The organism is Peribacillus folii (assembly GCF_030271255.1).
Classification (GTDB): Bacteria; Bacillota; Bacilli; order Bacillales; family DSM-1321; genus Peribacillus.
The window spans coordinates 440,889-454,149 of sequence record NZ_JASJOM010000003.1 but is presented as its reverse complement, the minus strand read 5'-3'; the positions used below and the strand labels follow the sequence as shown (position 1 = coordinate 454,149).

General features: G+C 42.1%; 11 protein-coding genes. 3 read left to right on the top strand and 8 right to left on the bottom strand.

Going from position 1 to position 13,261, the window contains the following annotated elements:
- On the top strand, positions 1-79 hold a 79-nt coding region (locus QNI08_RS07225), incomplete at its 5' end, for a hypothetical protein (protein WP_285766757.1).
- 55 nt (positions 80-134) lie between these two features.
- On the opposite strand, the gene chbG is transcribed toward QNI08_RS07225, so the two are convergent.
- From chbG to QNI08_RS07200, 5 genes are read right to left on the bottom strand one after another with little or no spacing between them, the layout of a single operon-like run.
- Positions 135-872, bottom strand: a complete 738-nt coding sequence (gene chbG, locus QNI08_RS07220; RefSeq protein WP_285766731.1) for a chitin disaccharide deacetylase — start codon at positions 870-872, stop codon at positions 135-137.
- A complete protein-coding gene (locus QNI08_RS07215; protein WP_285766730.1) occupies positions 869-2,212 on the bottom strand; it encodes a 6-phospho-beta-glucosidase in 1,344 nt (447 codons plus the stop codon). Before QNI08_RS07215 ends, chbG begins: the two co-directional genes overlap by 4 nt.
- On the bottom strand, positions 2,209-2,556 hold the full coding sequence (locus QNI08_RS07210; protein WP_285766729.1) for a PTS sugar transporter subunit IIA: 348 nt from the start codon (positions 2,554-2,556) through the stop codon (positions 2,209-2,211). Before QNI08_RS07210 ends, QNI08_RS07215 begins: the two co-directional genes overlap by 4 nt.
- 16 nt (positions 2,557-2,572) lie before the next feature.
- Complete coding sequence (locus tag QNI08_RS07205) at positions 2,573-3,922, bottom strand: PTS sugar transporter subunit IIC (protein ID WP_285766728.1); 1,350 nt, start codon at positions 3,920-3,922, stop codon at positions 2,573-2,575.
- A gap of 4 nt (positions 3,923-3,926) precedes the next feature.
- Positions 3,927-4,235 (bottom strand): PTS sugar transporter subunit IIB, encoded by a 309-nt coding sequence (locus tag QNI08_RS07200; protein ID WP_285766727.1) that lies wholly within the window; start codon positions 4,233-4,235, stop codon positions 3,927-3,929.
- 290 nt (positions 4,236-4,525) lie between these two features.
- Between QNI08_RS07200 and QNI08_RS07195 the strand changes: the two genes are divergently transcribed.
- The gene (locus QNI08_RS07195; protein WP_285766756.1) at positions 4,526-5,242 is read left to right on the top strand and encodes a GntR family transcriptional regulator; all 717 of its coding nucleotides are present in this window, start codon (positions 4,526-4,528) and stop codon (positions 5,240-5,242) included.
- A 642-nt stretch (positions 5,243-5,884) separates the two neighbouring features.
- On the top strand, positions 5,885-7,774 hold the full coding sequence (gene asnB / locus QNI08_RS07190) for an asparagine synthase (glutamine-hydrolyzing) (RefSeq protein WP_285766726.1): 1,890 nt from the start codon (positions 5,885-5,887) through the stop codon (positions 7,772-7,774).
- A 709-nt stretch (positions 7,775-8,483) separates the two neighbouring features.
- Here asnB and QNI08_RS07180 read toward each other — a convergent pair.
- The 3 genes from QNI08_RS07180 to iadA are packed head-to-tail and all read right to left on the bottom strand — an operon-like array spanning position 8,484 to position 13,247.
- Positions 8,484-11,006, bottom strand: a complete 2,523-nt coding sequence (locus QNI08_RS07180; RefSeq protein ID WP_285766725.1) for a cyanophycinase — start codon at positions 11,004-11,006, stop codon at positions 8,484-8,486.
- Positions 11,007-11,022: 16 nt separating this feature from the next.
- A complete protein-coding gene (locus QNI08_RS07175; RefSeq protein ID WP_285766724.1) occupies positions 11,023-12,048 on the bottom strand; it encodes a cyanophycinase in 1,026 nt (341 codons plus the stop codon).
- A gap of 23 nt (positions 12,049-12,071) precedes the next feature.
- Positions 12,072-13,247 (bottom strand): beta-aspartyl-peptidase, encoded by a 1,176-nt coding sequence (gene iadA / locus QNI08_RS07170; RefSeq protein ID WP_285766723.1) that lies wholly within the window; start codon positions 13,245-13,247, stop codon positions 12,072-12,074.
- Between the last annotated feature and the right edge of the window lie 14 nt (positions 13,248-13,261).

Here is a 13,261-nt window from a genome sequence, read left to right as displayed (position 1 = left end):
CCCGGCCACATTGATGAAGGAAGCGAGCAATATCCGCTACCTATCACACATCAAAGCGCTATATAGTTTAGCCTATTAATAATATTTAGGACCATTCATCAACATGAATGGTCCTTTTTATAGTGGATCAGCGCTTATATTCTGCTCTTAACTTGGTTGATGCTGAACCTAAGGAAAAACCCTTCCGGTAATTTTGCATTAGTCAAAATCCTTGTTTCTTTTAGCCGTTTTTCGTTATAGGAGGAAACTGTTAACAATTCTTCATCAAGATATGCCGGATGAGTCATTATTTCCACGCTTGCTCCATCGATTCCCCTTCCCGTTAAATTCTCAAAGTAATCTTCTGCAACCATATCTCCATAAAAGTCATCAAGGAATATATCCGTGACGGTTTGCATACCGGCAAAGTGCTCACCCGCATTACGCACAGGCAAGCGGTATTTATCCGACAGTCTTTGAATGACCGGCAGGAAGGCTTTTAGCCCATGTACATGGTGATGACTGTCAAAATGAGTGGGGGACAGTCCGAATTCCAAGAACCTATCAATTTGCGCTGACCATTCGCGCTCCAATTCATCCAAAGAAATATCATCTGGATTTGCATATACCATTGCTTGCTTCTTGAAGTAGCCATTTTCATCAACTAAGCTCGGTACATCGCTCAACAAAGGTTTTCCCCATGTCAGCACTAAATGTATGCCCACTTTCAACGAAGGTGTTTTCTTGGCAATTTCTATCGCATGCTCCGTAGCTTTCGCATTCATCATGAGCGTTGTCGAATTGACAAGCCCGTATTTGTGGCTATCCAATATTCCATAATTCACCGCTTTAGTTAACCCAAAATCATCTGCATTTATCAGTACTTCAATCATGATAAGTTATCCTGCAACTCCTTTTTCTCGAAAAACTGAGGCAGGTAGCCTTTGTGCGCCTCAAGCATTTCGTCTAGGATAAGTTTCGCAACCCGATCACTCGGAACTAACGGATTAATTGTCAAAGCAAGCAGTGCAGTGTCATAATCCCCGGTGACTGCGGCTTCGATTGCCACTCTTTCGAACGATTTAATTTGCTGAATCAGTCCCCTGACAGCCACAGGAAGTCTTCCGACATTGATTGGCTTTGGACCGTCCTTCGTTATGACGCAGCTGGCTTCAATCGCCGATTCATACGGAATGTCTTCAATGGCACCATGGTTGATGGTATTGACAGCTTGAATATCGCATTTATCCGTATACATCGAGCAAATCAATCTCACTGCAGCATCACTGTAGTATGCTCCGCCTCGCTCTTCCAACTGCGGCGGCTTGATGGCCAAATCCTTGTCTTTATATAGCTCGAATAATCCTGCTTCGAGTCTTTGGACGACCTCGGCTCGTGTCTCCCCATTTTTTGCATCCTTCAGTTCTTGGGCAAGCACGTCTCCCGTTTTATAATAGTAGTTATGGTACGGACATGGAAACAGATTCAACGCCCTGATGAATCCCGGCTCCCAACCCATTGCATGGATATTTTTCATCGTGACGGCTTTTGCAGGATCCGTAATCAGCTTGATGATTTGTTCTTTGACACTTTCCCCATCAACGAACACATCCAAACCATATACCATATGGTTCAAACCAGCAAAGTCAATTCGGACTCTTGAGGGCTCAACATTCATTAAATCCGCCACACCGCGCTCCATTCCAATCGGAACATTGCAAAGCCCGATGACCTTTGTAATGTTACTGTGACGCAGGACGGCTTCCGTTACCATTCCGGCTGGGTTGGTGAAATTGATCAGCCAAGCATCCGGGCAAACCTCTTCCATCTCACGAGCAATATCAAGTATGACTGGAATCGTTCTAAAAGCCTTGAAAAGCCCGCCAGGTCCGTTTGTCTCCTGCCCGATGACTCCATGCTTCAATGGAATCTTTTCATCAAGAGCCCTGGCAGCAAGCTGTCCGACCCGTAGCTGTGTCGTGACGTAATCCGCATTTTGAAGCGCTTTCTTTCTGTCCAACGTCAAGTGGACCTCTATATTCACTCCAGCCTTTTCAATCATCCGTCTTGCCAAATCCCCGACGATTGCAAGCTTTTCCTCACCCGCTTCGATATCCACCAGCCAAATTTCCCTTACAGGAAGCTTTTCATGATATTTAATGAAACCTTCGATCAGCTCAGGTGTATAGCTCGATCCCCCGCCAATCGTAACAATCTTCAACCCCTTCTTCATTCGGCAGTTCCCTCCTTCACAACAGTTGCATGTAAGAATTCTTCGCGTACATCGATCATTTCAATTGCAAGATCTTTAACTGTCATCGCTGTCATGAGATGATCTTGCGCATGGACCAGCAAAATGGGAAGTTCGAAATGATCCCCGCCTGCTTCTGCATGAATTAATTGCGTTTGATATTTGTGGGCCTGCAGCAGTTCGGATTCCGATTCGGCAATTTTTGCACGTGCAGACTCGAAATTTCTTTTCTTTGCTTCCTGCATAGCTTCCATAGCAAAGCTTCTCGCATTGCCGCTATATAAAATCAACTGAAAGGATAATTGGTATAATTCTTCTTTTTCCATTTTCATCACTGCTTTCTCATACGCTTAACGTTTCTGAATCTTTCGTTAGCTCTGCTTTATTTTTTGAATCTATCTTTACCTGTGCATAAACGAACGGTAAATAAATCGCTGTTGAAATGACAAGATTGATGGCCGCCAACACTGCGCCAGAAACGTGCCCGCCAGTTGCAAGGAATCCTCCTACGATTGGAGGCGTAACCCAAGGAATCTTGGCTACAATCGGAAAGACCAGTCCGCTGCTTACCGCTATATAGGAGATCACTGTCGTGATTACCGGACCAAGAACAAAAGGAATGAACCACATTGGATTCAGGACGATCGGCAATCCGAAAAGAATCGGTTCGTTAATCTGGAACACGCCTGGTGCCCCTCCGAGTGCAATCATCTGTTTATAACGCTTCCGGCCTGCAATGATCATGGCGATGATAAGGCCCAATGTTGCACCAGATCCTCCCAAATAAACGAATGCATCAAGGAAAGAACCTGCCAATACCCCATATTGGTCCATATCTTTGACACCTTTTGCATATAAATCGATATTCTTCACTCCCGAACTTTCAAAAAGCGGTGTTGTAATCCCGCCGAGGATATTTGGTCCGTGCAAACCAATCATCCATAATAAATGAACAAGAAAAACTAATAAAATTGCGAATGGCAATGAATCTACAGCACTTTGTAAGGGAGATACGATCACTTTGCCCAGCCAATCATTCAACACCTGACCATCGGTAGCCTTCCGGAATAGCAAACCGAACAAGCCAGCGGCAAAGATTGTGGCCATCCCAGGAACTAACTTGGCAAACGACCTGGCTACTGCGGGAGGCACTCCATCCGGCAGTTTAATGACTAAATATTTCACCCTTGATAGCCTCACGAATATTTCGGTCGCAATCAAGGCAACGACGATCCCTGTGAATAGTGCAGTGGCATTAAAATAGTTCACACTGACGAAACCCCAAGCCCCGCCTGTAACTGCCTCATCATCGATGGTCAGTGTGACATTGCCGATTTGCGGCAGTAATAGGAAGAAACAGGCCGCCGATACCAGCATCGCCTCAAATCCATCATCGCCGTAGGACCTTGCCAGTTTATAAGAAATGCCAAAGACAGCAAATACCGTCATGAATGCAAAGGTGCCAAACCAAATATCACCGCCAAGCGTATTCCACGCTGGACCGAAAATGGCTTCCATCATTCTTCCATATGGCTTGATGACTTGCCCTAGATTGTTAAACAGAACCGCAAATGATCCAATCATTGTAATCGCTATCATTCCAATCAATGCGTCACGAATCGCGAGCAGATGCCGGTTATTGCCTACCTTTACTGCTCCAGGCATAATATACTTATCGATAAAAGTCATCATATCCTTATTCTCCCTTAATTAAAGTAGTGGCTTGTTTGAGCACTTCTTCACCATTACACAGTCCATAGAACATCGGATTGATGGTTGCAACCGGAATTCCCTTTTCTTTTCCCGCTTCCTGTAACTTGGAAAGGAGATATCTAACTTGTGGCCCTAATAGGATCACATCGGCTTTATCCATTTCATTGTTCACTTCCGTCGAGCCGACCGCCCATATGTGACAATTGACTCCTTGCTTTTTCGCACTTTCCTCCATCTTTGTAACTAATAAACTAGTGGACATTCCCGCAGAACAGCATAATAAGATATTCATTGACATTACCCCCCTTATAATAATTGATTATTCAGTTTTTTAATCATGGATGAAACTACTACATTTACAATTAACGATATTGTTATTACGTTTCCATCCTCCCTCTACCGGTATGATAGAAATGGGTATTATTACCTCCATACATATATTGTAGTTACAAATTTAAAAAATATCAACACAATTTTTTATTTGTTATTACAAATTTTCATTTTCAGTTGCTTATTGAACTTATCCGAGATAATCTATATGTATATATTGGAATGAGTTTGGGGGGAATCACTGTGGAGACCATGAATAAAGAAGCGGCATTGCATTCCATAGTAAAGGAATCGATCATCGATCTCATAAAAAATGGCGAATATGAAACGAATACTAAATTACCGACAGAAGCAGAGTTTTGTAAAATATACGGAGTTAGCAGGACGACAGTGCGTACGGCCTTACAGCAATTGACCGTCGAGGGCTACATCTATCGGGTCCAGGGGAAAGGAACCTTCGTTTCTGAAAATAAAGTGAAGCAATTCCTGACAAGTACAGTCGAAAAGTTCTCCGAGCAAATCACGATGCAAGGAAAAAATCCTTCCACAAAGGTTATCAGCTTGAAGGTCATAGAAGCAAACGCTACCCTTGCCAAGCTTTTCAAGCAAAATATTGGAGATCCCGTGAATAAGCTGGAGCGTATACGCTACGTAAACGATGTTCCTCTTCAATATGAAATCGCCTACCTTCCCTGGTATAAAACACCTGGGCTAAATATTGAGGCATGTGAGAAATCGCTCTTTGAAGTTCTTGAAACACAATTCAATTTAAAAGTGAAAAAAACGGTGGAACATTTGGAATTTTCACTGGCCGACGACTCCATCTCCGCTAAATTGGAAGTTCCCAACGGTTCACCTTGTTTTTCCTTGGAAACCTACACATATGAAAGTGATGGCTCCATCATCGAATTCTCCAAGACATTCTTTAGGGGCGATCGTGCACACTTTGTCATTGAACGGAACTATTGATCTAGAAAATATGAGCAGACAATCGATTGAATGTCTGCTTTTTGCTGATTTACCTATTTTCCTTGTTCAAGGCTTCATTTTGCTCTTTATCGAAACAATCCCAGTCCCCTGAAACAGTTTGAATGGGTCCTCCAAGACTCTGTAACATTCCCTTTCCTACTCTTCGATCTATAAACGTAAAAATCCTAATCATAATATCGTCCGATATTTAGGGATTTTCTTCACAATAAAGTCGTATTGTGCACAAATCCCCCTCAGCATAAATCATTTCATGCGCTTTACTCCCCTATCATTGTCCTGATTGACTTCTTATACGTACATTTTGTCTTCAGTAAAAAATGCCTTTCCTAATTGTCATGAGCCTTTTGATCATTTGTAGCAACTCTATTTTTCAAGAATAGAGAACTCTCTACCTTTTTCTTTTCTGTATTCCATCGTTGGTTACCCAAAAATCTCATTACTTACAATCCGACTCATTTTTTTGATTAAATTGACAAATAACCAATAATAAACTATTCTAGTAAACTAGATACAATTTATCTATTTTATTCTATTTTACTCATTCTTTTTTCCTATTTCCTGACTATTAACAGTCAGAAGGAAACCTAAATTATTACAAAAATAACTAGGCAGGTGGATTTTATGTGCGGTTTTGTTGGATACATACAAACATATCCAAAAGCCATAAATTCAAAAATGAAAAACACAATCAAGAATATGAACACAATCATCACCCATAGAGGTCCGGATGATGAAGGGTATTTTTTTGATGATTATGTGAATTTTGGATTTAGAAGATTAAGTATCATCGATATTGAAAATGGTAACCAACCTCTTTCATATGAAAATGAAAGATATTGGATCATTTTTAATGGCGAAATATATAATCATATTGAATTGAGAAAAGAACTTATGGATAGCGGATATGAGTTTACGACGCATTCTGATACGGAAGTGATCCTGGCACTTTACAGTAGCCTAAAAGAGCATGCCGTTCAAAGCTTGCGCGGCATGTTCGCTTTTGTCATTTGGGATAAAATTGATGAAAAACTGTTCGGCGCACGGGATCATTTCGGAATCAAACCATTTTTCTACTGTGAACAAGATGAGGTTACCTATTTTGCTTCTGAGAAAAAAAGCATCTTGACGACAATGAATGAGGAACTTGATGTAGATTCATTACAGCATTATCTGAGTTTTCAATATGTTCCCGAACCATCCACCTTATCAAAAAACATTAAAAAGCTGCTGCCTGGGCATTATTTCACTAAAGAACCAGGAAAGAAAATGGATATCACCCAGTTTTGGCAGCCCACATTCCATCCTTCCAATATGGAAGATTCAAAAGTCGCGAAAGAAATCCAGGAGACTTTAATAGATTCCGTGAATGTACACATGAGAAGTGATGTACCAGTTGGCTCATTCCTCTCAGGAGGCATTGATTCATCTTTCATTTGCTCCGTCGCCAAACAGATTAACCCTAAAATCAAAACTTTTTCCGTTGGGTTTGCAAGAGATGGCTACAGTGAAATAGATGTTGCACAGGAAACGGCAGCCGCATTGAATTTAGAGAATATAAGTTATATCATAAGCCCTGAAGAATTCCTGGCCGAACTTCCCAAGATCATTTGGCATATGGATGACCCTTTAGCGGACCCTGCTGCCGTCCCGCTATATTTCGTCGCGCGGGAAGCTAAAAAGCACGTCAAAGTCGCCTTGTCCGGCGAAGGAGCAGATGAGCTATTCGGCGGATACAATATATACCGGGAGCCGCATTCCCTGCGGATGTTTTCCTATCTTCCAACTCCGCTTAACTCTGTGTTAAAAACCATTTCTTCCGTTTTACCTGAAGGGGTTAAAGGAAAGAGCTTCATAGAGCGCGGGGTTACAGCATTAGAAGATCGATATATCGGTAATGCAAATATTTTTAATGAGCAAGAGAAGAAGGAATTACTGGTGAATTATCTAACTGGTTTAGAAAACGGAAAAGTGACCAGCCCCATTTATTCAAGCTCATTAGACTATGATCCGATTACACAAATGCAAAACATTGACATTCAGACATGGCTCAAAGGTGATATTTTATTGAAAGCCGATAAAATGTCGATGGCGAATTCTTTAGAGGTAAGAGTTCCATTCCTGGATACATGCGTTTTCAACACGGCCTCAAAATTGAGCATGGATCAAAAAGTCAGAAATGGAACGACGAAATATATGCTCCGAAAAGCTGCCCGAGGAATCGTACCAGAACATGTTTGGAGCAGAAAGAAGCTTGGCTTCCCAGTTCCCATCCGGCATTGGCTAAAGGATGAATTATACGATTGGGCAGTGAAGCTGATCCATGAGAGCCAAACTGACTACCTTTTTAACAAACAACAAATCATGCAATTACTTGAAAACCATGTCAATGATAAAATGGATAACAGTCGAAAACTATGGACCATTTTAACTTTCATGATATGGCATCAAATATACGTGGAAAAACAAGAAGAGCTTCAACCACAAAGGATATTACAATATGCTATAAATTAAGCAGTCACTCAACGAGTATCATGTTACCATTTTTTGCACCCAAGCATATCATTTGCTCGGGTCTTTTTTTATACTGTCTCACAAGGATTTGTTCCTGTCTTGCTTGGTAGTCACACTTCTTATTTCCACTCGAAGGAGGTGTGTTTCCAGGAAACATAAATAATTCTGTGAAGCATCCTAAAAAATCAGTTCGATTTGATGGGATCTTCCCTTGAATCAAAATCGTATTCCGCTGCCAAGCAAAAAATTTTCCAGGGTTGGGCATGAAAATTTCCAGCTGATCATTTCAGCTGTTTCGGTACATATTCATTGAAATCCGAGTTGCCTGGATTAGCACATATAGTGACAGACTTCCACCTGGATCGTCTGCCCAGTGATGAATTTGGACTCATCAGATGCAACGAATAAAGCGGCAGAGCCCATATCATCCGCTTCACCGTGGTACGGCAAACCATTGAACCTTGAAAAAGTATCCAGAACCGATTGCTGGACTGAATAATGTCACAGACAAAGATAAATCATTCGAAAAAAAAATGATACTTCACCGCCGATGAGCATTAAGCGATGAGGTATCTTTGCAATCCATTTATTAATGAACCAGAACAAAGCCTGCAGGCAAACTTGAACTTAAAGGTTAGACACAAAACTAACATTTACGGGATGTTTTTATGGATCATTTTTCTGCAGGTTGGTTTCAGTTCATGAAATTTTATTTTTCCTTTACGGCAATCGGTGTAATATCCAGAACAGCATGCACAACTGAATAATCATCTTTACTTCCGTCTTTGTATCCCCAGTAGCCATCAGTCACTTTTGTCTTTCTGAATGTAAGCTCCACTCCTTTTCCTTTATCGAAAGAATAGGCTTTCACTTCTTTTTCTCCGCTGTTATCAACAAGCTGGTAAGAAAGGAATTTACTTAATGTTCCATGCTCTGTTAATACACCAGAATGAGGAGCTGCGTTAAAATCACCATACTCATTGCCTTTTGTACGGACTTTATGTTGACTGATTTGAATCTCATTCGTTTGTAAATCCACCCTATCCCCTGGTGCGATTGTAGAAAGTAAAATGTTTTTGTATTGGCTTTTTATGTTAGGATTGGTTTTAACTTTCATTAAGTCAATAACGGTTAACCCTCCGCGGCCGATCACTTCCACCTTTCGCTTGTGATTATTGACAACGATTGCTGTGTCTTCGTCAATTCCATATGAAAGCTGATTACGATCGCCTACTTCATGTGCAGCTGCAATCAGTCTGCCGAGCCTTGCTTTGTTATCGAAATGCTGGTCAATCAATCCATCTTGGAAAAAGCCCAATCCCCTTTCAAGATAAGCCGGCCCGCCTTCTTGCTGCTCCATTCCGTTATACGTGTCTGTAAATCCTTTTGTAAGTGTTTCCAAGCTGCCGCCGCCGGCAAGCATAACATCGCTCATGACCGCAGCTCCTGCACTTGTCCCGCCCAAAACGGCACCTTCTTTATAAATATCCCAAATGGCTTGCAATGCTTTTGACTCCGTTTGATCAGGATTGAATAGTGCTTCGGTGATATACGTTTGATCTCCGCCCACAAACCAAATGGCATCGAGTTTTTTTATTTCTGCAGCGACACCATCACTATTTTTGTTTTCCTTCCATCTTGATTCATCTTCCGATGTTCCTTTAAAATCATGTGCGGAAATTGGTAGGATCTTAATATTTTCTTCTTTCAAGCCATACTCCAATAGATCGTTTTTGAAGGAGTCTGAGGAGCTTAAGCTTCCGCTTGCAGCAGAGATGATGCCTACTTTAGCATCAGAACCTTCCTTGGCCAACTCAATAAACGTGTTATACACAGCTTCGTTGCTGGACCCAAGTGCTCCACCCGCAATGAGCAAATTTCCTTTGATGGCGCCGCGCCCTGTTTTTTCAGGAAGTTCAAAATTGGATTCTTGATAGTCTTTAAAAGCATGCTTATCCGTTTTGAATTGGAGCGAAACTGGGGCAACATCCATGTTCACATTCGTGATGGAATAGTCATCTTTCTGTCCATCCTTATAGCCCCAAAATCCATTTGTCTGTTTCGTTTTACTGAAGGTTAAGGCAAAGCCTGTTCCCTTGCTATCATATAAATAGCTTTTAACCGAGTCAGTGGAAGAATTATCAACAAGAGAATATGACAAATATGGTTTAAGCTTGCCATATGAAGTCAGGACTCCTGTTGCATCCAAAGGTTTAAATCGATAGTACTCATTTCCTTGGGTGGCACCCTTTTTTGAATGGATCGTAAATGATTTAGTGGTCAAATCGATCTTGTCGCCAGGAGATAAGAAGCTGATGGAGACATTATCGATCTTCCCCTTATGTTCTTTTGCTTTACTTGAATCAACAACCGTCACTCCGCCCCTGCCTGCAATTTCAGTTGTTTTTTCTTGATTGTTGACAATCAACGCTGTATCTTCGTCAATTCCATAAGAATTATATTTCTTTTTTTGCTTTTCGTATTTAACGGCCGTTGCTACCAAACGCCCGAGTCTCCCTCTTTCATCGAAATGCTGGTCGATGATCCCATATTTAAAGAACCCAAGCCCCCTATCAATACGGACAGGCTCATACTCTTTGTCTTTGGAAGACGCTGATTTCCCTGTGAATTTACCTTTTAGCCCCCCTAAGCTATCACCGCCCGTAATCATGACATCACTCATGATTGCTGCGCCTGCACTTGTACCGCCAATGACAGCTCCTTTTCGATACACGTTCCAAATCGCCTCAAGCGCTAACGTACTCTTTCCCTTGGCATCATATAATGTTTCTGTTATCCGAAGTTGATCGCCTCCAACGAACCAGATGGCTGAAAGATCCTCGATCTGACTCACAACTGCATTGTCGTGGACATTGTTCTTCCACGATTTCTCATCCAAATCAGTATCACTGAAATCATGGTTCGATATCGGCAGGATCTCGATATCCGCCTCTTTGACTCCATACTTCACAAGATCTGCCCTAAATTCCTTGGAGGATTTCAAACTTCCGCTCGCAGCGGGAATAATACCGATTTTCGCTTTTTCGACTCCGCCGGCGAGTTTAATAAAAGATTCATAGATATCCTTGTTACTGCTGCCTAATGAACCTCCTGTTATAACGAGACTACCTTTAATTTCATCCATAGAGTGAGCGCTAGCCTGTCCTGTAGGCAAAAAGCAAACCGATGCTAGTAAAAAGGCCGTAATTGCCGTATTAATGACCCTTTTCACTTTTACTCCTCCTATTTTAATTTCCATATATTGAACCACTTGTAGAACTTAAAGTCCCATTTTGGGCAGATAGTTTATAGAAATATCCATTGCTGCTATTCCATGTCTGAAGATTGAACGTATTTCCGGGTCTTAACTTGACGACTTCTACATTTTTAATAGTCAACGGCTTGCCTATGCTGCTTGTAGGAGAGGCCGTTGTTTTCGCCATATATACGGATTGCTTGCTGCCGCCTGGTTGGGCAACAACCTTCGCCGTTCCGTCCTGTTCGACAAGCAAGGCCGTTTGTTCATTGACAGCAATGCCTTTAGATTGGTTTGTCCATCCATCCGATACATTTCTCGCCATGAACCCTATGAACCTTCCCATTCGGTCCCGCTGTTCAAAATGAGTATCTGTAATCACACTTGCTAAATACGTATTATTCAAAAAATCTTTTGTAAATGTCATATAGCGGTTATTCGGATTTACAAGTGCTTCATCAGAATAGACGGAACCATTTTTAGCATCATAGACAAATTGCCCCATGATCGCCAGCCCTGCACTTGTTCCTCCAATTGGAACATTATTTTGTATATGCTGATTAAGTACATCCTCAAGAGCCGTGTTTTTTATATAATCGACATAATTGAATTGATCTCCACCGGCAAAAAAGACTGCTTCCGCGTTACGCACCTTATCTAGCACAAACGAGTCACTGGATGCATATTTGTTGTTCAGCACAATCGTTTCGACTGAATCAAGCTTGGCGTTATTACTCTGGGCCAAGTCGTATAGATATTGGTTATATCCATCCGATCCTGAAGTACGAAGAATGACAAAATCACCTTGGTTAGCTTTTTTGGCCATCCACAGCATCGCTTCATCAACGTCCGTGCCTCCTCCCATTAGGTTAATGCCATAAGATGTGACAGACGTTACATTTCCCGTGTTTCCATAGCTGCTATACTGATAATCACCACTTGCAGCCTGTGCAAAATTCCCTTGCCAACAAAAAGCAAACAACCCTAACATCATGCAAACCTTGAATAATTGGCTCATTCCTTCAGCTCCCTATCATTCTTTTATTTTTCAAATGTCCCTTTAATGATCGGGACACCCCGTTCCACCATCACTTTTCCCCTAGCAATGACCGTATCGATAGCTAACGTATCTTTATTAAGCAATACGACATCCGCATCCATCTCCACCCTGATTTCCCCTTTGCTTTTCAGCTTTAATATACGTGCCGGATTAGCTGTAATGACCTGAAGTGCTTTTTCAAGCGGGACGCCTTCCTCCAATACAGAATCACGGACCTCCTGGTAAAGAGAAGAAACATTGCCGACTTGCAGACCGGCGAACTCACCGTCTTGATTAAAATAAGGAAGACTTGCCTGTCCATCCGAGGAAAAAGTAATCTGAGCAATCGGCACCCCGCTTTCAAGCATCTGCCGCAGACCAGTGCTGCATTTCACTTCCCCCTCCTCAAGGAATTTTGGGGTGGTACTTGTCGTTAAGTCTACATATCCCCCTTTCTCTGCATAGCGTATCCCCTCCTCGAATAAATCCCGATTTCTGTTTATATGAGTCGGGTGAAAGTGATGGATTGGTATATCCGTCTTTTCGGCGATTTCAAAAAGGAGCTGGAGCCTGCGATCGCCATCGCCAACATGAATTTCCAATATCCCTGCCTTTCCGGTAATTAAACTTCCATTACGTGCTGAAGCGGCTATCTTCGCAAGCTCATCGAGTGTCGGCTCAGAAGAGCGATGGTCGGATATGGCGATTTCTCCAACACCGATCATTTTTTCAATGAAAATCAGATCATCTTCAATTTTTCCAGTCAAGGTTTTCACGGGAATCTGATAAGATCCAGAGTGGATGTACGCCGTGATCCCTTCTTCTTCTAATGCATGGGCCTTTGCAAGCAGGCTCTCGAGCCGTCTTGTCGTTCCATCCGTTCCCAGCACCCCAACCACTGTTGTAATGCCTGCCATTGTTGCATCCGTCAAATTCAATTCCGGAGTGCGGGTCCTAAAGCCTCCTTCCCCGCCGCCACCAATCAAATGTACATGGGTATCAATAAAACCAGGCACGAGAATTTTTCCCGTTCCATCGATTATTTTCACATCGATAGATGAGTTACCCAGTTCAATTTCGTCTTGGATATAGCCTATCTTTCCGCCAGCAAGCAGCACATCCTTCCGTCCAAGATAATGAGGTTCATACACTTCTGCATTTTTAATTAATGTAAGCAAATTCTCTCCCCCTA